At 62.2% G+C, this 21,343-nt stretch carries 20 protein-coding genes and 1 other RNA gene; 9 read left to right on the plus strand and 12 right to left on the minus strand.

Features of this window, described 5'->3' with window-relative positions; genetic code table 11:
• Positions 1-80: 80 nt before the first annotated feature.
• Positions 81-1,229 (minus strand): acetylornithine deacetylase, encoded by a 1,149-nt coding sequence (gene argE / locus ACW9HX_RS07720; protein ID WP_457380133.1) that lies wholly within the window; start codon positions 1,227-1,229, stop codon positions 81-83.
• Between the two features lie 156 nt (positions 1,230-1,385).
• Here argE and ACW9HX_RS07725 point away from each other — a divergent pair, with 156 nt between their 5' ends.
• Positions 1,386-2,756, plus strand: coding sequence for a CYTH domain-containing protein (locus ACW9HX_RS07725; RefSeq protein WP_457380134.1), 1,371 nt, complete (start codon positions 1,386-1,388; stop codon positions 2,754-2,756).
• A gap of 90 nt (positions 2,757-2,846) precedes the next feature.
• Here ACW9HX_RS07725 and ACW9HX_RS07730 read toward each other — a convergent pair whose 3' ends face one another.
• The gene (locus ACW9HX_RS07730; RefSeq protein ID WP_457380135.1) at positions 2,847-3,311 is read right to left on the minus strand and encodes an Lrp/AsnC family transcriptional regulator; all 465 of its coding nucleotides are present in this window, start codon (positions 3,309-3,311) and stop codon (positions 2,847-2,849) included.
• A gap of 126 nt (positions 3,312-3,437) precedes the next feature.
• Between ACW9HX_RS07730 and ACW9HX_RS07735 the strand changes: the two genes are divergently transcribed.
• The 3 genes from ACW9HX_RS07735 to ACW9HX_RS07745 all read left to right on the plus strand — a co-directional run bounded on the left by ACW9HX_RS07735 (position 3,438) and on the right by ACW9HX_RS07745 (position 6,038).
• Entirely contained in the window at positions 3,438-3,776 is a 339-nt protein-coding gene (locus ACW9HX_RS07735) for a hypothetical protein (RefSeq protein ID WP_457380136.1), read from the plus strand.
• A gap of 90 nt (positions 3,777-3,866) precedes the next feature.
• Entirely contained in the window at positions 3,867-5,651 is a 1,785-nt protein-coding gene (locus ACW9HX_RS07740) for a GspE/PulE family protein (RefSeq protein ID WP_457380137.1), read from the plus strand.
• A gap of 66 nt (positions 5,652-5,717) precedes the next feature.
• Positions 5,718-6,038 (plus strand): DUF2388 domain-containing protein, encoded by a 321-nt coding sequence (locus ACW9HX_RS07745; RefSeq protein ID WP_169843014.1) that lies wholly within the window; start codon positions 5,718-5,720, stop codon positions 6,036-6,038.
• 54 nt (positions 6,039-6,092) lie between these two features.
• On the opposite strand, the gene gcvP is transcribed toward ACW9HX_RS07745, so the two are convergent.
• Positions 6,093-8,966 (minus strand): aminomethyl-transferring glycine dehydrogenase, encoded by a 2,874-nt coding sequence (gene gcvP / locus ACW9HX_RS07750; RefSeq protein WP_457380138.1) that lies wholly within the window; start codon positions 8,964-8,966, stop codon positions 6,093-6,095.
• Between the two features lie 157 nt (positions 8,967-9,123).
• Between gcvP and ACW9HX_RS07755 the strand changes: the two genes are divergently transcribed.
• Entirely contained in the window at positions 9,124-10,266 is a 1,143-nt protein-coding gene (locus tag ACW9HX_RS07755; protein ID WP_457380139.1) for a DegT/DnrJ/EryC1/StrS family aminotransferase, read from the plus strand.
• 70 nt (positions 10,267-10,336) lie between these two features.
• Here ACW9HX_RS07755 and gcvH read toward each other — a convergent pair whose 3' ends face one another.
• From gcvH to ACW9HX_RS07800, 9 genes are all read right to left on the minus strand, one after another.
• Entirely contained in the window at positions 10,337-10,720 is a 384-nt protein-coding gene (gene gcvH / locus ACW9HX_RS07760) for a glycine cleavage system protein GcvH (RefSeq protein WP_457380140.1), read from the minus strand.
• A 48-nt stretch (positions 10,721-10,768) separates the two neighbouring features.
• Complete coding sequence (gene gcvT, locus ACW9HX_RS07765; protein WP_457380141.1) at positions 10,769-11,851, minus strand: glycine cleavage system aminomethyltransferase GcvT; 1,083 nt, start codon at positions 11,849-11,851, stop codon at positions 10,769-10,771.
• Positions 11,852-12,007: 156 nt separating this feature from the next.
• A complete protein-coding gene (locus ACW9HX_RS07770) occupies positions 12,008-13,624 on the minus strand; it encodes an ABC transporter permease (RefSeq protein WP_457380142.1) in 1,617 nt (538 codons plus the stop codon).
• 246 nt (positions 13,625-13,870) lie between these two features.
• Complete coding sequence (locus ACW9HX_RS07775) at positions 13,871-14,875, minus strand: extracellular solute-binding protein (protein WP_457380143.1); 1,005 nt, start codon at positions 14,873-14,875, stop codon at positions 13,871-13,873.
• A 107-nt stretch (positions 14,876-14,982) separates the two neighbouring features.
• Positions 14,983-16,200 carry a 2-octaprenyl-3-methyl-6-methoxy-1,4-benzoquinol hydroxylase gene (locus ACW9HX_RS07780; protein ID WP_457380201.1) on the minus strand — a complete coding sequence of 406 codons (1,218 nt, stop codon included), beginning with the start codon at positions 16,198-16,200 and terminating at the stop codon, positions 14,983-14,985.
• A 9-nt stretch (positions 16,201-16,209) separates the two neighbouring features.
• Positions 16,210-16,695 carry a DUF4442 domain-containing protein gene (locus tag ACW9HX_RS07785; protein ID WP_457380144.1) on the minus strand — a complete coding sequence of 162 codons (486 nt, stop codon included), beginning with the start codon at positions 16,693-16,695 and terminating at the stop codon, positions 16,210-16,212.
• Complete coding sequence (ubiH, locus tag ACW9HX_RS07790) at positions 16,688-17,875, minus strand: 2-octaprenyl-6-methoxyphenyl hydroxylase (protein WP_457380145.1); 1,188 nt, start codon at positions 17,873-17,875, stop codon at positions 16,688-16,690. Before ubiH ends, ACW9HX_RS07785 begins: the two co-directional genes overlap by 8 nt.
• Complete coding sequence (gene pepP / locus ACW9HX_RS07795) at positions 17,872-19,206, minus strand: Xaa-Pro aminopeptidase (protein ID WP_096817422.1); 1,335 nt, start codon at positions 19,204-19,206, stop codon at positions 17,872-17,874. The genes ubiH and pepP overlap by 4 nt, the downstream gene beginning before the upstream one ends.
• Before the next feature lie 27 nt (positions 19,207-19,233).
• Positions 19,234-19,794 carry a YecA/YgfB family protein gene (locus tag ACW9HX_RS07800; protein ID WP_007951810.1) on the minus strand — a complete coding sequence of 187 codons (561 nt, stop codon included), beginning with the start codon at positions 19,792-19,794 and terminating at the stop codon, positions 19,234-19,236.
• A 125-nt stretch (positions 19,795-19,919) separates the two neighbouring features.
• Here ACW9HX_RS07800 and ACW9HX_RS07805 point away from each other — a divergent pair, with 125 nt between their 5' ends.
• The 4 genes from ACW9HX_RS07805 (at position 19,920) to ACW9HX_RS07820 (ending at position 21,339) form a co-directional block, all read left to right on the plus strand.
• Positions 19,920-20,129 (plus strand): TIGR02449 family protein, encoded by a 210-nt coding sequence (locus tag ACW9HX_RS07805; RefSeq protein WP_007940359.1) that lies wholly within the window; start codon positions 19,920-19,922, stop codon positions 20,127-20,129.
• Complete coding sequence (locus ACW9HX_RS07810; RefSeq protein ID WP_007951811.1) at positions 20,126-20,443, plus strand: cell division protein ZapA; 318 nt, start codon at positions 20,126-20,128, stop codon at positions 20,441-20,443. Before ACW9HX_RS07805 ends, ACW9HX_RS07810 begins: the two co-directional genes overlap by 4 nt.
• A 30-nt stretch (positions 20,444-20,473) precedes the next feature.
• Positions 20,474-20,652, plus strand: a non-coding RNA gene (gene ssrS, locus ACW9HX_RS07815) — 6S RNA.
• Positions 20,653-20,733: 81 nt separating this feature from the next.
• Positions 20,734-21,339 carry a 5-formyltetrahydrofolate cyclo-ligase gene (locus tag ACW9HX_RS07820; RefSeq protein WP_457380146.1) on the plus strand — a complete coding sequence of 202 codons (606 nt, stop codon included), beginning with the start codon at positions 20,734-20,736 and terminating at the stop codon, positions 21,337-21,339.
• The last annotated feature ends 4 nt before the right edge of the window (positions 21,340-21,343 follow it).

Consider the following 21,343-nt stretch of genomic DNA (forward strand, 5'->3'; position numbering starts at 1 on the left):
AGCGGGCTGGTGGTTATCGTCGGAACAGGCTTGGCGACACGCGCGCTCTCCTCATGAATACGGGTTGGCAGGACGGCAATTTATACAGCTTTGAGACAGTAATGTTCGATCAACTGCCGCAATAGATGCACGGTAGGCTGCAAACGTGACATTTCAAGGTACTCGTCCGGCTGATGCGCACAGGCGATGTCGCCGGGGCCGAGCACAATGGTTTCGCAGCCAAGGCGCTGAAGATAAGGCGCTTCGGTGCCGAACGCTACCGCTTCGGCCGTATGGCCGGTGAGTTTTTCGGCAATCCGCACCAGCTCGGCGTCCTCGGACTGCTCGAACGGCGGAACTTCGGGGAACAGCGGTGCGTAGTCGATCTTCACCTGATGGCGTTCGGCGACCGGGTTGAGCTTGCGCAGGATCTCGGCCCGCAGAACCTTCGGGTCCATTCCCGGCAACGGCCGCAGATCGAACTCGAGCGAACATTGGCCGCAGATGCGGTTGGGGTTGTCGCCGCCATGGATGCAGCCGAAGTTCATGGTCGGCTGCGGCACGCTGAATTGCGGGTTATTGAATTCGCGTTGCCACAGCAGGCGAAGGCCGCGCAGTTCACCGATGGCGTCGTGCATTGCCTCGAGGGCGCTGTGCCCCAGACGCGGATCCGACGAATGGCCACTCTGCCCGAGGATGTCGATGCGCTCCATCATGATGCCCTTGTGCATGCGGATCGGCTTGAGCCCGGTCGGCTCGCCGATCACCGCCGCCCGGCCCAGCGGCCGCCCCGCCTCGGCCAGCGCCCGGGCGCCGGACATCGAGCTTTCTTCATCGCAGGTGGCGAGGATCAGCAGCGGTTGCTTGAACGGCTGGTCGAGCAATGGTTGCACGGCTTCGATGATGAGGGCGAAAAAGCCCTTCATGTCGCAACTGCCGAGGCCAACCCAGCGGCCATCGACTTCTGTGAGTTTCAGCGGATCGGTTTTCCACAGCGCATCGTCGTAGGGCACCGTGTCGCTGTGCCCGGCCAGCACCAGCCCGCCGGGGCCACTGCCGAAACTGGCGAGCAGATTGAATTTGCCGGGGCTGACCTGCTGGATATCGCAGCTGAAGCCCAGGTCGCCGAGCCAACCCGCGAGCAGATCGATCACCGCGCGGTTGGACTGATCGAGACGCGGCTGGGTGCAACTGACCGACGGCACGGCGATCAGTGCAGCGAACTGGTCTTGCATGGACGGCAAAGGCATCGCTGACTCCAACTCCCGGATTGAAGTCCATCATAGAACCATCCGGCGCCGAGAATAAACCGCCGCAAGGCGTAGGAAGTTTGAGTCCTGTACACTGCACGGCCTTGGCAGCCACACATTCCCCCGGCTGCGCTCCCGATCCTGGATTTTCCGGCCATGCAGAAAGAAACCGAAATCAAACTCCGCGTCAGCCGCGAAACCCTCGCCGCCCTGCGCGAGCACCCTCTCCTGAAAAAACGCAACAAAAGTGGCTGGGAACGCCGTGAGTTGATGAATCAGTACTTCGACACGCCTGAGCGTGACCTGGCCCGGGCCAAGGTTGCCCTGCGCCTGCGCAAGGACGGCGAAGAAGTGATTCAGACCCTCAAGACCCGTGGCCAGAGCGTTGCCGGTCTGTCCGAGCGTAACGAATACGACTGGAACCTGCCCAAAGCCAAGCTCGACGTGAAGAAACTCGACGGCGAATGCTGGCCCGAGTCCCTCGCCGAGCTGGACAAGAAAACCCTGAAGCCGATCTTCACCACCGATTTCGTCCGTGAGCGCGCCGAAATCGCCTGGGGCCGAGGCAAGACCAAAGTGGTCATCGAAGCCGCACTGGACCTGGGTCACGTGGTCGTCGGCAAACAGAAAGAAGAAATCTGCGAGCTGGAGCTGGAACTGCGCGAAGGCGAGCCGGCCGCGCTGCTGGAACTGGCCGCTGAACTGGCCGAAACCCTGGCCCTGATGCCGTGCGATATCAGCAAGGCCGAGCGCGGCTATCGCCTGTACGACGCCAACAGCTACTCGCTGAGCCTGCCGGCACCGGCCATCACCGCTGAAACCCCGCTGGACGATGCCTTCGCCGCCCTGAGCTGGCACTTGCTCGGCAGCAGCCAGCGTCTGGCCGAACAGTATCGTTTCAACGGCCACTGGCGCCTGCTGCAGGACTGGGTCGAGAACCTCGCGGAAATGCGCGCCCTGCTCAGCAGCCTCGGCCAGGCCGCGCCGCGTCAGTCGACCCACGACCTGCGCGTGGCGCTGGATGCCTTGCTGGAAGACTGGCGCCCGCTGGTACAAGTCGGGATTGAAGACGAAGACGTGCGCAAAGCCGCGCCGGAGCAGTTCCTCGAAGAACTGGAAGACCCGCGCTGGGGCCTGTTCTCGCTGAACACGTCGCGCTGGTTGCTGGCTCGCACCTGGGCGGCCGACCGCAACACCCGTGGCAATCGCCAGGGCGCTGCGCAATTGAGCAGCTGGTTGCCGCGCCTGCTGGGCGAAGAAGCCACTTCGCTGCAATTGCAGCGTTATCAGCAGCAGCCGGAAGATCTGGCCGAGCAACTGCCGCGCATCGAGCGCATCCAGGTCTGGCTGCACCACGCGCGCAACGTGCTGGATATCCCGGAAATGGATCGTCTGTACGGCGAGCTGAACAAACTGGCGCAACTGGCCAACGAGCCGACCATCACCGATGAACTGCTCGATGCGCGCAAGCATCAGGCAATTGCGGTTTACCAGAATCGCGCCTGGAAAATGCTGCTGCGCATGTAACACCCCTTTCGCGAGCAGGCTCGCTCCCACATGGAAATCCATTCCAACTGTGGGAGCTGGCTTGCCAGCGATGAGGCCAACAACCTCACCTCAAACCGGCAGACTGGTCGTCGACTTGATCTCCGACAACGCCACAATCGAGTTCACTTCCTGAATCCCCGGCACCAGTGACAGCTTCTCGAAGAAGAAGCGCTCATACGCCTCGATGTCCGCCGCGACGATCCGCAACAGAAAGTCCACCGCCCCCATCAGCACGTAACACTCCAGCACTTCGGGAAAGCCGCGAATCGCCTCGGTGAATTCGGTGAAGTTCGAACGGCCGTGGGCGTTGAGTTTGATTTCGGCGAAGATCTGCGTGTTCAGGCCGATTTTCTTGCGATCGAGCAAGGTCACCTGGCCGCGAATGATCCCCTCCTCCTTCATCCGCTGAATCCGCCGCCAGCACGGCGACTGCGACAGGCCCACTTGTTCGGCGATCTGCGCGCTGGACAAGGAAGCATCCTCTTGCAGCATGGCGAGAATGCGTCGGTCGTAGCTGTCCAGCTCACTATGCATAAATAATCCTCAAAATCAGCAGATGGCGAATTGATCTACCTTATCAATCGCCTAACCAGCTCATCTTAGACAAGAAATGCCCGGCATCGGATGTAAAAATTCCTCCACTGATTCCGGAGACTTGCCATGCCACACCTCGAAGCCGTCAACACCCCCGCGCCCCGTGCCGATGTGTGGAACGCCAGCAATGCCCATTGCCACGCGCAGTACCAGATTCTGGCCGAGGCGGAGCCGGATTTGCTGGTGCGTGTGTTGAACCTGTTCGCCTTGCAGTTCCTCACCCCGGAACAGGTCAATGTCCAGCGGCTGGATGATCTGCTGTCGATCGACATCGTCATGAGCGGCCTGAGCTGGCACCGCGCCCAGGTGATCGCGGAAAAACTTCGTAACCTGATCAGCGTTTGCTCGGTGAACCTGCAAAACCCCGATACGGCGTGGGATGCGCCGGCTCAGGCGGCTGGCTGACAAAAGCGGAAACGCCTTTGTCGGGTAGTGGCCCAACGGTCTGCGGGGCCACGACTATCCTTTGCGAACTGTCGTTCAAAAGGAGCCCGCATGTCCGTTCAACTCGCCACTCAGGACCGCTGGCTGGATCTCAATGATGTATTGCGTGAACTGGTCGCCCAGGGCTTCATCAGCCAGGACTCGGCCGAGCATGCGCTGAATGCGCGTCGCCGCCATGCCACCCACGGGCAGGTGCACCCGCTGGAATTCATCGCCGGCCAGCAACTGGACGACCTAAGCCGTCCGGGCAAACACCTGGACCTGGAAAGCCTGACCCTGTGGCTGGCGCAGCAGGCCGGCCAGCCGTACCTGCGGATCGATCCACTGAAGATCAACGTCGCCGCCATCACCCCGCTCATGTCCTACGCCTTCGCCCAGCGCCACAAGATCCTTGCGGTGTCGGTCGACCGCGATGCAGTGACCGTCGCCAGCGCCCAGCCCTACGTCAATGGCTGGGAAGCCGATCTGACCCACGTGCTGAAACTGCCGATCAAACGGGTCGTCGCCAACCCGGTGGACATTCAGCGCTTCAGCGTCGAGTTTTTTCGTCTCGCCAAATCGGTCAGCGGCGCCAGCAACGCCGACCAGCCGGGCAACAACCTCGGTAATTTCGAACAACTGCTCAACCTCGGCGCCAGCGATCAGGAGCCGGACGCCAACGACGCGCACATCGTCAACATCGTCGACTGGCTGTTCCAGTACGCCTTCCAGCAGCGGGCCAGCGATATCCACATCGAGCCACGTCGCGAGCAAGGTACGGTGCGTTTTCGCATCGACGGCGTACTGCACAACGTCTATCAGTTCCCGCCGCAGGTGACGATGGCCATCGTCAGTCGCCTGAAAAGCCTCGGAAGAATGAATGTCGCCGAGAAGCGCAAACCCCAGGACGGCCGGGTCAAGACCAAGACCCCGGACGGCGGCGAAGTCGAGCTGCGCCTGTCGACGCTGCCCACAGCGTTCGGCGAGAAAATGGTGATGCGGATCTTCGATCCGGAGGTTCTGCTCAAGGATTTCGATCAGTTGGGGTTTTCCACCGACGATCTGCGTCGCTGGCAGGACATGACCCGCCAGCCCAACGGCATCATTCTCGTCACCGGGCCGACCGGTTCGGGCAAGACCACCACGCTCTATACCACCCTGAAAAAACTGGCGACCCCGGAAATCAACCTCTGCACCATCGAGGACCCGATCGAGATGGTCGAGCCGGCCTTCAACCAGATGCAGGTGCAGCACAATATCGACCTGACCTTCGCCGCCGGCGTGCGGGCACTGATGCGGCAAGACCCGGACATCATCATGATCGGCGAGATCCGTGACCTGGAAACCGCCGAAATGGCGATCCAGGCCGCATTGACCGGGCACCTGGTACTGTCGACCCTGCACACCAACGACGCACCGAGCGCCATCAGCCGCCTGCTGGAACTCGGCGTGCCGCATTACCTGATCAAGGCCACGGTGCTCGGGGTCATGGCCCAACGTCTGGTGCGCACGCTGTGCCCGCACTGCAAGGCGCCGTTGCCCATCGGTGAGGAAGACTGGCAAACCCTGACCCGGCCGTGGCAGGCCCCGCTGCCGGGCAACGCACAACGGGCCATCGGTTGCCTGGAGTGCCGCGACACCGGATATCACGGGCGCGCCGGGGTCTACGAAATCATGCAACTGACCGACAGCCTCAAGGCGTTGATCAGCCCCGATACCGATTTGACGGCGCTCCGGCGCCAGGCCTTCAAGGAGGGCATGCGCAGCCTGCGATTGTCCGGCGCCCAGAAAGTCGCGGCGGGGCTGACGACCATCGAGGAGGTGCTGCGGGTGACGCCGCAGAGCGAGCAGAAATAGCCCTTCACGGAACCGGATCGAGGAAATGGCGATCCAAGCCGTTATTCAACACCAGTGGAGTCACCCATCATGCGTCTCAAACTTGCTGTCGCCACCCTCGCCCTGCTGTCCCTTCCCGTTGGTTCAGCGATGGCCGACAGCTTTTGGCGTAACGTCATTTCGTCCGGTGCCACTACCGGCTCGACGTACCTGACCTTCAAGGACCACAAGCTGATCGTCGCTGCCCAGGATGACGCCGGCAGTTTCGTTGCCAGCGATGGAGGTATCCGTGGCCCGTATCTGGAGGCCGCTATGCAGAAAGTCCGCGCCGACAACCCGGGCCTGCAGGCGACGGACATGGAACTGGCAAACGCGATCCTGGCGAAAAACGCCGTGGCCTCGGAATAAACCTTTCGCCCACAAAAATGCCGCTCATTTGAGCGGCATTTTTTTGCCTGCCAATCAGCGGTAATCGTCTACCGGCACACACGCGCAGAACAGGTTGCGGTCGCCGTAGACGTTGTCCACCCGGTTCACTGCCGGCCAGTACTTGTGCGCCTTGGTGTGCGCATCCGGCGTAATACCCTGCTCGATACTGTAAGGCCGCTCCCAGACGCCGGTGATATCGGCCAGCGTATGCGGCGCCCGCTTGAGTGGATTGTCCTCGGCCGGCCAGTTGCCATTTTGAACTTCGGTGATTTCAGCGCGGATGCTCAACATGGCGCCGATGAAGCGGTCCAGTTCAGCCTTGGACTCACTCTCGGTCGGTTCGACCATCAAAGTGCCCGGCACCGGGAATGACATGGTCGGTGCATGGAAGCCGTAATCCATCAGGCGCTTGGCGATGTCTTCTTCACTGATCCCGGTCTGCGCCTTCAGCGGCCTCAGGTCCAGAATGCACTCATGGGCGACCCGATCATTGCGCCCGGTGTAGAGCACGGGAAAGGCGCCGGACAGATGCCGTGCCAGGTAATTCGCCGCGAGGATCGCCACTTCGCTGGCGTCCGCCAGTTGCGGCCCCATCATGGCGATGTACATCCAGCTGATCGGCAAAATGCTCGCGCTGCCCCAAGGCGCCGCACTTACCGCACCGTTCTGCGGTTGCGGCCCGTCGATCGGCACCACCGGGTGATTGGCGACGAACGGCACCAGATGCGCGCGAATGCCGATCGGCCCCATGCCCGGCCCGCCTCCGCCGTGGGGAATGCAGAAGGTCTTGTGCAGGTTCATGTGCGATACGTCGGCGCCGATGTCCGCCGGCCGCGCCAGTCCGACCTGGGCATTGAGGTTGGCGCCGTCCATGTACACCTGACCGCCGTGCTTGTGGATAACTTCGCAGATTTCGCTGATGCCCTCTTCGTACACGCCGTGGGTCGACGGGTACGTCGCCATCAGGCACGACAACTTGTCCCCCGCCTCGGAAGCCTTGGCTTTCAGATCCTCCAGATCGACGTTGCCCGCTTCGTCGCACTCGACGATCACCACCTGCATGCCGGCCATCTGCGCCGAGGCCGGGTTGGTGCCGTGGGCCGAAGACGGGATCAGGCAGATATCACGTCCGCCCTGCTGGCGGCTCTCGTGATATTTGCGGATCGCCAGTAACCCGGCGTATTCGCCCTGGGCACCGGAGTTGGGCTGCATGCAGATCGCATCGAATCCGGTGATCGCGCACAACCAGCGCTCCAGCTCTTCGATCATCAGTGTGTAACCGACGGCCTGCTCCCGAGGGACGAACGGGTGCAGGTTGGCGAACTGCGGCCAGGTGATCGGGATCATTTCGCTGGTGGCGTTGAGTTTCATGGTGCAGGAGCCGAGCGGGATCATCGACTGATTGAGCGCCAGATCCTTGTTCTCCAGCTGCTTGAGGTAGCGCAGCATCTCGGTTTCGCTGTGATGGGCGTTGAACACCGGGTGGCGCAGGTAAGGCGAGCTGCGTTGCAGTTTGTCAGGAATTCCGGATGCCAGCGCTTCGGCGTCGAGTTCCTCGACATTCAACCCATGATCGACACCCAGCAACACATCGAACAGTTTGCCGACGGTGCCCTCGTCGCAGGTTTCATCGAGACTCAGCCCCAAGTGGCCGCGACCGAGAATGCGCAGGTTGATCTGCGCGGCCTGAGCGCTTTCGATGATCGCGGTCTGCGCGCCGCCGACGTCCAGGGTCAACGTGTCGAAAAAGTGCTCGTTGATGCGCTTGATGCCATGCCGCTCAAGGCCGGCAGCGAGGATGCAGGTCAGCCGATGCACCCGCTGGGCAATGCGCTTGAGCCCCTGCGGCCCGTGATAGACCGCATAAAAACTGGCGATGTTGGCTAACAACACTTGGGCGGTGCAGATGTTCGAATTGGCCTTCTCCCGGCGAATATGCTGCTCGCGGGTTTGCAGGGCCATGCGCAGCGCGACGTTGCCGCGCGCGTCTTTCGAGACGCCGATGATCCGCCCGGGGATCGCCCGTTTGTACTCCTCGCGACTGGCGAAAAACGCTGCGTGCGGTCCGCCGTACCCCATCGGCACACCAAAGCGCTGGGACGAGCCGAACACCACATCGGCGCCCAGTTCACCGGGTGGCGTCAGCAACAACAGACTCAGCAGGTCAGCCGCTACACAGGCCAGTGCCTGTTGCGCATGCAGGTGATCGATCAACGGCCGCAAGTCGCGTATCTCGCCATGAGTGTCAGGATATTGCAGCAGCGCGCCGAACACCTGGTGCTGCTTCAAGTTATCCACAGCGTCGACGATCAGCTCGAAGCCGAAGCCTTCGGCGCGGGTCTGCACCACGGAAATCGTCTGGGGATGACAGTTTTCGTCGACGAAAAACAGATTGCTCTTCGACTTCGCCACACGTTTGGCCAACGCCATGGCCTCGGCGGCCGCAGTGGCTTCATCGAGCAACGAGGCATTCGCCAGCTCAAGACCGGTGAGGTCGATGGTCAGCTGCTGGAAATTGAGCAACGCTTCGAGCCGGCCCTGGGCGATCTCCGGTTGATACGGCGTGTACGCGGTGTACCAGCCGGGATTTTCCAGCACGTTGCGCAAAATGACCGTCGGCGTGAGGGTGCCGTGGTAACCCATGCCGATCAGGCTGGTCCAGACCTGGTTCTGCTCGGCATACCCGCGCAGTTTCGCCAGCGCAGCCTGCTCGTCCAGCGCCGGCGGCAGCTCCAGTTCGCGATTGAGGCGTATGGCAGGCGGGACGGTCTGTTCGATCAGTTCGATCCGGCTGCCCAGGCCCAGGCTGTCGAGCATGGCCTGCTGCTCGGCGGCATCGGGACCGAGGTGACGGCGAAGGAAGGCAAGGGGGTCGCGTAACTGGCTCAAGGATGGCAACTGGGACATGACGGGCTCTCTCTTGGCTGGCGGCTCGGCGTCAATGCAACACGGTCAAACCAGCATAGCAGTGGATACCGTCGCGGACGGCTTGGCGGCGGGTGGTCGAACGGGGCATGCTGTGGCACCTGCAACACGTGCCCAACCCTTGGATGATCGAATCCTCATGAGCCAACTGCCGTTTCTGCCGTTTTCCAAACCTGTCATCGATGAAGCCACCATTGCCGCCGTCGGTGATGTCCTGCGTTCCGGCTGGATCACCAGCGGGCCGAAGGTTCAGGCCTTCGAGGCGCAACTGTCGGAATATTTCGGCGGACGTCCGGTACGCACGTTCAACTCCGGCACCTGCACCATGGAAATCGCCTTGCGCATCGCCGGCATCGGGCCGGGGGACGAAGTGATCACCACGCCGATTTCCTGGGTGGCCACGGCCAACGTGATTCTTGAGGTGGGCGCCACACCGGTGTTTGCCGACATCGATCCGGTCACCCGCAACATCGACCTGGATAAACTGGAAGCGGCCATCACTCCGCGCACCAAAGCTGTCATCCCGGTCTATCTCGCCGGGCTGCCGGTGGACATGGAGCGCCTGTACGCCATCGCCAAAAAGCACAACCTGCGCATCGTCGAAGATGCCGCGCAGGCACTCGGTTCGAGCTGGAACGGCCAGCGCATCGGCGCTACCGGCGATTTCGTGTCGTTCAGCTTTCAGGCCAACAAGAACGTGACCTGCTCCGAGGGCGGGTGCCTGGTGCTGAACACGCCCGAGGAAGCGCGTCTGGCAGAGAAATATCGCCTGCAAGGCGTCACCCGTAACGGGTTCGACGGGCTGGATGTCGATGTATTGGGCGGCAAGTTCAACATGACCGACGTCGCAGCGACCATCGGCCTCGGCCAGTTCGCTCACATTGAAGCCCTGACGGCCCATCGTCAGGAACTGGCTCGCCATTACTTCAAATGCTTTGGCGATGACTTTGAAGCCACGTACGGCGCGCAACTGCCGCCAGCCGACTTCACCAACAGCAACTGGCACCTGTTCCAGCTGGTGTTGCCGGAGCGCCAGGACGGCCTGCCGGCACGGGCCACGTTCATGGAGCAGATGCAAGCGCTGGGCATCGGCATCGGCTATCACTACCCGCCAATCCATTTGCTGAGCCTGTACCGCGAGCGCGGTTTCAAGGAAGGCATGTTGCCGGTGGCCGAGCGCGTCGGGCGGCTGATCGTGTCCCTGCCGATGTTCACCACCATGACCAAGGCAGATGTCGAGCGCTCGGTGGCGGCGGTCAAAGCGGTACTGGGCAACGCCTGAGCCGCGCAATAGAAAGCTGCGGCCACAAAAAAGCCCCGACGGATCGGGGCTTTGCGGTGTTGCCTGAAGCTTATTCGCCGATGGCGGCCTTGTAGGCGGCAGCGTCGAGCAGCTTGTCCAGCTCGGTCTTGTCGCTTGGCTTGAGCTTGAAGATCCAGGCGGCGTACGGATCGTTGTTCAGTTCTTCCGGCGAATCGGCCAGCTCTTCGTTGACCGCGATCACTTCACCGCCGACCGGGGAGTAGATGTCGGAAGCGGCCTTAACCGACTCGACAACACCGGCAGCATCACCGGCCGCGAAAACCTTGCCCACTTCGGCCAGTTCAACGAACACCACATCACCCAGCGCTTCCTGCGCGTGATCGCTGATGCCCACGGTGACGGTGCCATCGGCTTCCAGGCGCGCCCATTCATGACTTTCGGCAAAACGCAGTTCGGCTGGGATGTTGCTCATGCTCGGTGTCCTCAAGAAATTGTCAGCGGTCGTGCCCGCCGGAAAAGGTTAGATCAAGGTTTTGCCGTGACGGACGAAGGTCGGTTTGACCACTCGTACCGGATACCACTTGCCACGGATTTCCACTTCGGCGCGGTCGGCAGTCGCCATCGGTACACGCGCCAGGGCAATCGACTTGCTAAGCGTAGGAGAGAAACTACCACTGGTGATCTCTCCTTCGCCAACATCAGCGATACGAACCACCTGATGCGCACGCAAAACCCCGCGTTCCTCAAGCACCAGCCCCACCAGTTTGTGCTGCACGCCGGTGGTTTTTTCCGCTTCCAGCGCATCACGACCGATGAACCGACGCGTGGCCGGTTCCCAGGCAATGCTCCAGGCCATGTTCGAAGCCAGTGGCGAAACATCCTGATGAATGTCCTGACCGTAGAGGTTCATCCCGGCTTCCACCCGCAAGGTGTCGCGAGCGCCAAGGCCGATCGGGGAAATGCCGGCGCCCACCAGATCGTTGAAAAATCCGGGGGCCTGATCGGCCGGCAGGGCGATTTCCAGACCGTCTTCACCGGTGTAGCCGGTCCGCGCAATGAACCAGTCACCGTCGACGTGGCCTTCGAAAGGCTTGAGCATCTGGATCAGATTGGCGCGGGACTGGGTCACCAGTTCGGCAATCTTGTGCCGGGCATGGGGGCCTTGAATGGCGAGCATCGCAAGATCCGTACGCTCATGCAGCTGCACGTCGAAGCCGGCGAGTTGCGCCTGCATCCACGCCAGGTCCTGATCGCGGGTCGACGCGTTGACCACCAGTCGGTAACAGTCCTCGAGACGATAGACGATCATGTCGTCGACTATGCCGCCGCGCTCATTGAGCATGGTGCTGTACAACGCACGGCCGGGGCTGTGCAGGCGTTCGACATCGTTGGCCAGCAAATGCTGGAGCCAGGCCTTGGCCTGGTGGCCGGCGACATCGATCACGGTCATGTGGGAAACATCGAACACCCCGCAATCGCGACGCACCTCGTGGTGCTCCTCGACCTGCGAGCCGTAATGCAGTGGCATGTCCCAACCGCCAAAATCGACCATCTTCGCGCCGAGGGCGAGATGCAGGTCATACAGAGGCGTACGCTGTCCCATGGGTTTCTCCTTCCGGGCGTGGCGAAGGTGCGGAGCGCTGCTGCACGGTTTGAAAGGCCCGTAAAAGAAGGCTTTCAGCCGATTTCAGCGACAGGGTCTGTCAGACGGACCGCACCGAATGCCGCGCATTGTAGCCGCATGATTCAGGACTGACGACTAAGTGTTTCTGTGGGCCGAACGCCGGATCAGGCCGATGACCGGCAACAGGCCGACCAGGACCAGGGTCAGCGCCGGTAACGACGCCCTCGCCCATTCGCCTTCGCTGGTCATTTCGAAGATCCGCACGGCCAGCGTGTCCCAGCCAAACGGGCGCATCAGCAGGGTTGCAGGCATTTCCTTGAGCACATCGACGAACACCAGCAACGCGGCGCTGAGCGTGCCGGGCAGCAGCAACGGCAGATACACTTTGAAAAACAGTCGCGGCCCACTGACACCCAGGCTACGTGCTGCTTCAGGCAAAGAGGGCCGTATACGCGCCAGACTGCTTTCCAGCGGCCCGTAGGCGACCGCTACAAACCGCACCAGATAAGCCATCAGCAACGCCGCCAGGCTGCCCAGCAGCAACGGTTTGCCTGCGCCGCCGAGCCAGCCGGAGAGCGGAATCACCAGCTCACGATCCAGATAACTGAATGCCAGCATGATCGACACCGCCAGCACCGAGCCCGGTAACGCGTAGCCGAGGTTGGCCAGACTGACGCCGGAACGGATCGCCGGGGTCGGTGCCAGACGTCGGGCGAATGCCAGCAACATCGCCACGCTGACCGTGATCAGTGCAGCCATACCGCCCAGATACAGGGTGTGCAGGATCAGCCCGGCGTAACGCTCATCCAGATCGAAACGCCCCCGCTGCCAGAACCACACCAGCAGTTGCAGCACCGGGATGACAAACGCACAGGCGAACACCAGACCGCACCAGCCGGTCGCCGCCCAGGCCTTGGGCCCGCGCAAGTGATACAGCGCCTTGACCCGCGGCCGCTCGTTGCTCGCCCGATTGGCGCCGCGCGCGCGACGTTCGCCGTACAACACCAGCATCACCACCAGCAGCAACAGACTGGCCAGTTGCGCGGCGCTCGACAGACTGAAGAAGCCATACCAGGTCTTGTAGATCGCCGTGGTGAAGGTGTCGAAGTTGAACACCGAGACCGCGCCGAAATCCGCCAGGGTTTCCATCAACGCCAGCGCCACACCGGCGCCGATGGCTGGCCGCGCCATCGGCAATGCCACGCGCCAGAACGCCTGCCACGGCGACTGGCCGAGCACCCGCGCCGCTTCCATCAGGCCTTTGCCCTGGGCAAGAAACGCGGTACGTGCCAGCAAGTAAACGTAGGGATAGAACACCAGCACCAACACCAGAATCACCCCGCCGGTGGAGCGTACCCGCGGCAGGCGCAGGCCGGTGCCAAACCATTCGCGCAACAAGCTTTGCACGGGACCTGCGAAGTCCAGCAGGCCGACGAACACGAAGGCCAGCACATAGGCCGGAATTGCGAAGGGCAGCATTAAAGCCCAGTCGAGCCAGCGCCGGCCGGGGAATTCGCAGAGGCTGGTGAGCCACGCGAGGCTGACGCCCAGCAGGGTCACGCCGATGCCGACGCCGAGCACCAGCGTCAGGGTGTTGCCCAGCAGACGTGGCATCTGGGTTTCCCACAGGTGCGACCAGATCTGCTGGTCGATGGTCTGCCACGACAGCAGGAGCACGCTGAGGGGGAGCAGCACCAACGCGGCGATGGCGAAGACGATGGGGTACCAGCGGCGTTGGGCGGGGTGGGCCACTTTTAGAACTCTGGAGGGATGTAGGTGTTCTTGGTTTTTTTGTTTCAGGTCAGGATTGCTGCCCTCACCCTAGCCCTCTCCCGGGGGGAGAGGGGACTGACCGTGGTGATCTTTCGAGTTACGCCGACCTGATAAATCGAGCCGAACTCAGGTTTCGAAAACAACCCAAATCGGCTCCCTCTCCCCCTGGGAGAGGGCTGGGGTGAGGGGCTGGATCTTGAAGTAGTCGATGAACTTCCCGAGAACTCAGTTCCAACCCGCCCGATCCATCATCCGGATCGCCTCAGCCTGACGCTTGCCCGCCACCTCAACCGGCAACGTATCGGCGACAAACTGTCCCCACGCCGCCACTTCTTCCGAAGGCTTCACCGCCGGATTCGCCGGGAATTCCTGGTTCACGTCGGCAAAGATCTTCTGCGCCTCTGGTGTGGTCATCCACTCGACCAGGGCCTTGGCCGCTTCCGGGTGCGGCGCATGTTTGGTCAGGCCGATGCCCGACAGGTTGACGTGCACACCACGGTCCGCCTGGTTCGGCCAGAACAGTTTTACCGGCAGATCCGGCTTCTGCTGGTGCAGGCGGCCGTAGTAGTAGGTGTTGACGATGCCGACGTCGCACTGGCCGGCGTTGATCGCTTCCAGCACCGCGACGTCATCGGAGAACACATCGGTGGACAGGTTGTTGACCCAGCCCTTGAGGATCTTCTCGGTTTTCTCGGCGCCGTGGACTTCGATCATGGTGGCGGTCAGCGACTGGTTGTAGACCTTCTTCGCCGTGCGCAGGCACAGGCGGCCTTCCCAGTTCTTGTCGGCCAGCGCTTCGTAGGTGGTCAACTCGCCCGGTTTCACCCGTGCGGTGGAATAGGCGATGGTCCGCGCGCGCAGGCTCAGGCCGGTCCAGGCGTGAGTGGACGAGCGGTATTGCAGGGGAATGTTGGCGTCGATGGTTTTCGAGGTGAACGGCTGGAGAATGCCCATCTGTTCGGCCTGCCAGAGGTTGCCGGCATCGACGGTCAGCAGCAGGTCGGCGGTGGCGTTCTCGCCTTCAGCCTTGATCCGCTGCATCAGCGGCGCTTCCTTGTCGGTGATGAACTTGATCTTCACCCCGGTCTTGGCGGTGTAGGCATCGAACACCGGTTTGATCAGTTCATCGATACGCGAGGAGTAGACCACCACCTCGTCGGCGGCCTGGGCGGCGGTGCTGCCAATCAGGGTCAGGGCCAGTGCGGTCAGAAGACGCTTGGGTGCCAACATGGGAGTGATCTCTCGGTCGGGAAAAGTGGTCCAAATGATAAAGACTCACATTTACCAGCTCAATCGAACACTTTCCCAAGGAGTTACCAGATGTTGCACGACGTTCGTCAGGCCTTGGCGAGGGCCGGCAAGTCCCCGGTCAGCCCCAATGCTTCACGCACAAACAGCGCTTTGGCCTCGGGCATCTGCTCGACGATTTTCAGTCCGGTGTTGCGCAGCCAGCGCAGCGGCAGCGGATCGGCCTGGAACAACCGCTCGAAACCTTCCATCGCGGCCATCAGCGCCAGGTTATGCGGCATGCGCCGACGCTCGTAGCGGCTCAGGACTTTCACGTCCGCCAGACGTTCGCCGCGTTCGTTCGCTTGCAACAGCACTTCGGCCAGCACAGCGGCGTCGAGGAAACCGAGGTTCACACCCTGCCCCGCCAGCGGGTGAATGGTGTGCGCGGCATCGCCGATCAATGCCAGGCCTTCGGCCACGTAGCGCTTGGCGTGACGTTGACGCAGCGGCACGCAAAGACGCGGGTCGGCGCTCATGACGTCGCCGAGGCAGCCTTCGAAGGCACGCTCCAGTTCACGGCAGAAATCCGCCTCATCCAGCGCCATCAGCCGCTCGGCTTCGCTTGGCGTGGTCGACCAGACGATCGAGCACCAGTCCTGCTGACCGTCACGCTCCAGCGGCAGAAACGCCAACGGCCCGTGATCGGTGAAGCGCTGCCATGCCGTCATGCGGTGCGGTTTGCTGCTGCGCACGCTGGTAACGATGGCGTGGTGCAGATAATCCCACTCGCGGGTGGCGACGCCGGTCAGACGGCGCACGGCGGAATTGGCGCCGTCCGCTGCGATCACCAGCGGCGCGCGCAGGGTGCGACCGTCAGCCAGGGTCAGCAGCCAGTCGTCACCGGAGCGGCGCATCTGCTCCAGCCGAGCATTGGGCAGCAGACCCAGATCGCAATCGTGCAAACGGTCGAGCAAGGCATCCTGCACCACACGGTTTTCGACAATGTGGCCGAGCACATCGGCGTGCACGCTGCCGGCCGAGAAGTGAATCTGCCCGGTGCCGCTGCCGTCCCAGACATGCATGTCGGTGTAGGGGCTGCTGCGTCGGTTGACAATGCCGTCCCACACGCCGAGGCGATCGAGGATCCGCTGGCTGGCCGCCGACAGTGCGCTCACTCGAGGCTCGAACGGCGCGTCGCCATTGAAGGGTTTGACGCTCAGCGGGCTGCCGTCGAGCAGCAGGACTTCCAGCCCGCTGTTCTGCAACGCCAGCGCCAGGGCGCTGCCGACCATTCCGGCTCCGACAATCAGCAGATCTGCGCGCATTTCCATGCTTTAAGCCTGTCTCGCTTGCGGCTTGAGCCGCACGTAAAGGGTTTTACCGACCCGCGCCACCAGGTTGCCGGCGCCGTCATGAATGTCGACCTGCAACTGCGGCAGGTATTTCTCGCCACTGGCGGTCTGCCGACGGATCTCGTCGAGCAGGGTGTCGTCGATGTTGAACCGGGCAAACACGGGGCCTTTGCCCGGCGAAATAAAGTCGATATCGGCGGCCTTGTCCCAGACGATGTACTTCGATCCGAGGTTCTCCATGAGCATCAACATGAAGAACGGGTCGACCATCGAATACAGACTGCCGCCGAACTGGGTGCCGACGTAATTGCGGTTGTACCAGCCCAGGCCCATCGAGACCTGGATGTCACGAAAGTCATCGCTGATGTGCTTCACCCGGATCCCGGCGCCGAAGTACGGCGGGTAGAACGTCATGATCCAGCGCATCAGCCGCGCCTTGCCAAACTGCCTGATCAGCCACTCACGCATCCGGCCGCGTCCCCAGCCCCATGGCCTGGCGGGCGAACCAGCGCTTGGCCGGCGGCAGCAGATCGAGACCGAGCAGGCCGATGTTGCGTCCCAGCGACACCAGTGGCTGAGTGCTGCCGAACAGGCGCGTGACCTGATCTGAAAAACCGACGGTGAGGTCCTGATCGAGACGCTGGCGTTCGCGATAAGCCTGCAACGTGGCGAAATCCCCCAGCGGTTTGTCGCTGGCCAGCAGCGCCGCGGCCAAGGCATCGGCATCGCGCAGGGACAGGTTGAAACCCTGCCCGGCAATCGGGTGCAAGCTGTGGGCGGCGTTGCCGAGGACCGCCAGATGCGAGCGCACCTGCTCTTCGGCTTCCACCAGCGACAGCGGGTACAGATGCCGCGCGCCGACCTGCTTCAGGGTGCCGAGGCGGTAGCCGAACACGCCTTGCAGCTCGCTGAGAAAATCACGTTCGCTCAAGTCGGCCAGACGTTGCGCGTCCATGCCCAGACGGGTCCAGACCAGTGCGCAGCGGTTTTCCGGCAGCGGCAGCAGTGCCATCGGGCCTTCGTCGGTGAAGCGCTCGAACGCCATGCCGTTGTGCGCTTCGCTCGGGGTGATGTTGGCGATCAGCGCGCTCTGGTTGTACGGGCGCTTGCGTACGTTGATGCCCAATTGCTCGCGCAGACCGGAACGGCCGCCATCGGCGAGCACCGCCAGATCGCATTCGAGCGTGGTTTCATCGTTGAGGGTCAGGCGATAGCCGTCGGGCAGCGGTTCCATGCGGGTGACCTCTGCCGGGCAGCGCCAGCTGATCACGTCCCTGTCGACGTGCTGCCACAGGCAATGGCCGAGCCAGGCGTTTTCCACTACATAGCCGAGCGCCGGGACACCTTCTTCCATCGCCGACAGGCGGGCGGTGGAAAAACGTCCACGGTCGGACACGTGAATCTGTTTGATCGGTTCGGCGCGGCGGGAGATCTCCTGCCACACACCCAGCCGCTGATAAATCTGTCGCGAGCCGAAGGACAGTGCCGATGATCGCGCGTCGTAGCTTGGTTGCCAGCTGTCACCGGGGGCGAACGGTTCGATCAGCACGATCTTCCAGCCCCGTGCCTTGGCCCCGGCCTGCAAGGCCAACGCCAGACTGGCGCCGACCAGACCGCCACCGATGATTGCCAGATTGACCCGACTCATGCCGCGCAGGTCCGTGCTTGCGCCATCAGGGCTTCGATCTCGGCGACGGTTTTCGGCACGCCGTGGGTCAAAATTTCACAACCGCTCTTGGTCACTACCACGTCGTCCTCAATGCGCACGCCAATGCCGCGCCATTTCTTCGCTACGTTCTGATTGTCCGGGGCGATGTAGATGCCCGGCTCCACGGTCAGCGCCATGCCGACTTCCAGCACCCGCCATTCGCCGCCGACCTTGTATTCGCCGACGTCATGCACATCCATGCCCAGCCAGTGGCCGGCGCGGTGCATGTAAAACGCCTTGTAGGCCTCGGAGGCGATCAATTCGTCCACTTCGCCCTGCAACAACCCCAGTTTCACCAGCCCGGCGGTGATGACCCGAACCGTGGCTTCGTGCGCCTGGTTCCAGTGCTTGTTCGGGGCGATTTCGGCGAATGCAGCTTCCTGCGAGGCCAATACCAATTCGTAGATCGCTTTCTGCTCAGCCGAGAACTTGCCGTTGACCGGCCAGGTACGGGTGATGTCGCTGGCGTAGCAGTCGATTTCGCAACCGGCGTCGATCAGCACCAGATCGCCGTCCTTGAGCAACGCGTCATTCTGCTGGTAATGCAGGATGCAGCTGTTGCGCCCGGCGGCGACGATCGAACCGTAGGCCGGCATCTTCGCCCCGCCCTTGCGGAACTCGTAATCGAGCTCGGCTTCAAGGCTGTACTCGTAGAGCCCGGCACGGCTGGCCTGCATCGCCCGAATGTGGGCTTGGGCGGAAATCCGCGCCGCTTCGCGCATCACCTTCACTTCTGCCGCCGATTTATACAGGCGCATGTCGTGCAGCAGGTGATCCAAGGCAACGAATTCGTTCGGCGGCTGGGCACCGAGGTGCGCCTTGGAGCGGATCACGTTGATCCAGTCCATCAGGTGGCGGTCGAATTCCGGGTTGCTGCCCATGGCCGAATACACTCGGTCGCGGCCTTCGATCAGGCCCGGCAGGATGTCGTCGATGTCGGTGATGGGGAAAGCGTCGTCGGCGCCAAAATCGCGAATCGCGCCTTCCTGGCCGGCGCGCAGGCCGTCCCATAGTTCCCGCTCCGCATTACGCTCACGGCAGAACAGCACGTACTCGCCGTGTTCGCGACCGGGCATCAGGACGATGACCGCTTGCGGCTCCGGGAAACCGCTCAGGTACTGGAAGTCACTGTCCTGGCGGTAGACATGCTCGACGTCGCGATTGCGGATGGCAACCGCGGCGGCGGGCAGAATGGCGATACTGTTGGGTTCCATCTGCGCCATCAAGGCCTTGCGGCGACGGCTGTATTCCGCTTTCGGGATATGGATCATGGGCAGATGGCTTTCCCTGGCACGCGATCAGTGCAGCGACGGCTTGGCAGCTGGCGGCACATCGGCTTTCTTGGTTTCGGAGAACAGCAGCAGCGGGGCTACGCGCAGGTACTCCATGACTTCCATGTAGTCGCTTTCGCCGTCTTCGGACTCTTCCAGCGCGTCTTGCACCTGGGAGATCGCCGCCAGATCCTGCAACACCTCGGTGGCCTCGGTGCTCAGCATGCTGCTGTCGCGGCAGTTCAGGCCGAAACCGGTGAGGAAGCCCTGGCACCATTCACCCAGCGCGGCAGCGCGCTCGGCCAGTGGCGCGTCATCGTTGGGCAGCAGCAGAACCACGGTGACGTCGTCGCCGGTGAGTTCGCTCTTGACCATTTCCTGCAGACCGATCAGCGCGTTGCGGACGTTGTCCTGCGGCTCGCTTTCGAGCAGCTCGGCGGCATCGATCAACCACTCTTCGGCATTGAAGCCGGCGCCGGCGCAACTGCGGCCCAGCAACAGGCCGTGCAGTTCGGCAGGCGAAACGGAGTGACCGCTGGAATTCAGCAGGGTGGCAAAGCCTTGGTACGGGGAATTCTGAATGGGCATGGGCAGCTAGGCGCCAGACGGCGCTATGTCTAGAATGAAGGCCTTGTATCCTACATCGACAGACTCGCCAAGACCATTAAAGGCTGTCCGCCAGCCAAACCCATCAGACCGAATCAGTGGACACAATGGAAGACACCGACCTGCAAGCGCTGATGGCCAGACTCGAACTGCTGATTACTCGGGTCGAGCAACTAAAGAGTCAAAACGCACTCTTACTAGCTCAGGAAAAGACCTGGCGCGAGGAACGCGCGCACCTCATTGAAAAAAACGAAATCGCCCGGCGTAAGGTCGAATCGATGATTTCGCGCCTCAAGGCCCTGGAGCAAGACTCATGAGTTCAAGCAATAGCGTTACCGTGCAGATCCTCGACAAAGAGTATTCGATCATCTGCCCGCAGGAAGAGCGCAGCAATCTGATCAGCGCCGCGCGTTACCTGGACGGCAAGATGCGCGAGATCCGCAGCAGCGGCAAAGTCATCGGCGCCGACCGCATCGCCGTGATGGCCGCGCTGAACATCACCCACGACCTCTTGCACAAAGAAGAGCGCCCGGACATCCAGGCCAGCGGCTCGACCCGTGAACAGGTGCGTGACTTGCTCGATCGTGTCGATCTGGTGCTGGCCGACGATCCGGACATCAGCAAGGGCTGATTCGCCAGACGGCTTGAGGTATACTCGCCGCACTCCCTGGGGTGCTTGCCAGTTGACGATGTCCCTGAGCCGATTTGCACTACCCTGGGGGTTGCACGTTGGGCTGGTGTGCATGTCCGCCAGACGGAAAGCCTTAAAGCCTACTGCATCCTCCACCTTGAACTCTCGGGTTCAAGGGCTAAGTCGACAGCGGCTCATCCGGGGAGCCTGATTCGAATCCGATGCCGGTGCATGCCGGCATCGGATTTTTTATGCGTACGTTTTCGTCCCCATCCTGCCGAAGCCGAACCATGACCGAACCCGCGCTGCTGCCCCGCCCCCAACTGCGCCGCCTGCTGCGCAAGGCCCGCCGCTCGCTTACGCGAAGCGAACAACGCCAGGCCGCCGAAGGCCTGTACAAACAGCTCGCGCAGGACCCGCAATTTCGCCGGGCCAAACACATTTCCCTGTACCTGCCCACCGATGGTGAAATCGACCCGCGCCTGTTGCTGCGCGCCGCCCAGCGTCGGGGCAAGAAAACCTACCTGCCGGTGCTGAGCGCTTGGCCGCGGACCAAAATGGTCTTTCAGCAGATCCGCCCCGGCGAAAAACTCAAACCCAACCGTTTCCGCATTCTTGAGCCCCGGGTCAATGTCGCCCGTCAGCGCAAGATCTGGGCACTGGATCTGGTGTTGTTGCCATTGGTGGGGTTTGACGATGTCGGCGGGCGCCTGGGAATGGGCGGCGGGTTCTACGATCGCAGCCTGGCGTACCTGGCCCGACGCCAGAACTGGCGCAAGCCGACGCTGTTGGGCCTGGCCCATGAATGTCAGAAAGTCGAACGACTGGCACAGGCCAGCTGGGATGTACCGTTGCAGGGAACGGTGACCGACAAGGCGTGGTATTTCGCAGGGTAGACGC

The organism is Pseudomonas sp. SDO52101_S400 (assembly GCF_054071635.1).

Excerpts from the sequence above, each read along its gene's own strand:
- ACW9HX_RS07730 (WP_457380135.1), bottom strand. The coding sequence starts at position 3,311 with ATGCATAGTGAGCTGGACAGCTACGACCGACGCATTCTCGCCATGCTG.
- ACW9HX_RS07805 (WP_007940359.1), top strand. The coding sequence starts at position 19,920 with ATGGAAGACACCGACCTGCAAGCGCTGATGGCCAGACTCGAACTGCTG.
- ACW9HX_RS07780 (WP_457380201.1), bottom strand. The coding sequence starts at position 16,200 with ATGCGCGCAGATCTGCTGATTGTCGGAGCCGGAATGGTCGGCAGCGCC.
- ACW9HX_RS07800 (WP_007951810.1), bottom strand. The coding sequence starts at position 19,794 with ATGCCCATTCAGAATTCCCCGTACCAAGGCTTTGCCACCCTGCTGAAT.
- ACW9HX_RS07725 (WP_457380134.1), top strand. The coding sequence starts at position 1,386 with ATGCAGAAAGAAACCGAAATCAAACTCCGCGTCAGCCGCGAAACCCTC.
- gcvP (WP_457380138.1), bottom strand. The coding sequence starts at position 8,966 with ATGTCCCAGTTGCCATCCTTGAGCCAGTTACGCGACCCCCTTGCCTTC.
- ubiH (WP_457380145.1), bottom strand. The coding sequence starts at position 17,875 with ATGAGTCGGGTCAATCTGGCAATCATCGGTGGCGGTCTGGTCGGCGCC.
- gcvH (WP_457380140.1), bottom strand. The coding sequence starts at position 10,720 with ATGAGCAACATCCCAGCCGAACTGCGTTTTGCCGAAAGTCATGAATGG.
- argE (WP_457380133.1), bottom strand. The coding sequence starts at position 1,229 with ATGCCTTTGCCGTCCATGCAAGACCAGTTCGCTGCACTGATCGCCGTG.
- ACW9HX_RS07755 (WP_457380139.1), top strand. The coding sequence starts at position 9,124 with ATGAGCCAACTGCCGTTTCTGCCGTTTTCCAAACCTGTCATCGATGAA.
- ACW9HX_RS07775 (WP_457380143.1), bottom strand. The coding sequence starts at position 14,875 with ATGTTGGCACCCAAGCGTCTTCTGACCGCACTGGCCCTGACCCTGATT.
- ACW9HX_RS07740 (WP_457380137.1), top strand. The coding sequence starts at position 3,867 with ATGTCCGTTCAACTCGCCACTCAGGACCGCTGGCTGGATCTCAATGAT.
- pepP (WP_096817422.1), bottom strand. The coding sequence starts at position 19,206 with ATGATCCATATCCCGAAAGCGGAATACAGCCGTCGCCGCAAGGCCTTG.
- ACW9HX_RS07810 (WP_007951811.1), top strand. The coding sequence starts at position 20,126 with ATGAGTTCAAGCAATAGCGTTACCGTGCAGATCCTCGACAAAGAGTAT.
- ACW9HX_RS07820 (WP_457380146.1), top strand. The coding sequence starts at position 20,734 with ATGACCGAACCCGCGCTGCTGCCCCGCCCCCAACTGCGCCGCCTGCTG.
- ACW9HX_RS07735 (WP_457380136.1), top strand. The coding sequence starts at position 3,438 with ATGCCACACCTCGAAGCCGTCAACACCCCCGCGCCCCGTGCCGATGTG.
- ACW9HX_RS07785 (WP_457380144.1), bottom strand. The coding sequence starts at position 16,695 with ATGCGTGAGTGGCTGATCAGGCAGTTTGGCAAGGCGCGGCTGATGCGC.
- gcvT (WP_457380141.1), bottom strand. The coding sequence starts at position 11,851 with ATGGGACAGCGTACGCCTCTGTATGACCTGCATCTCGCCCTCGGCGCG.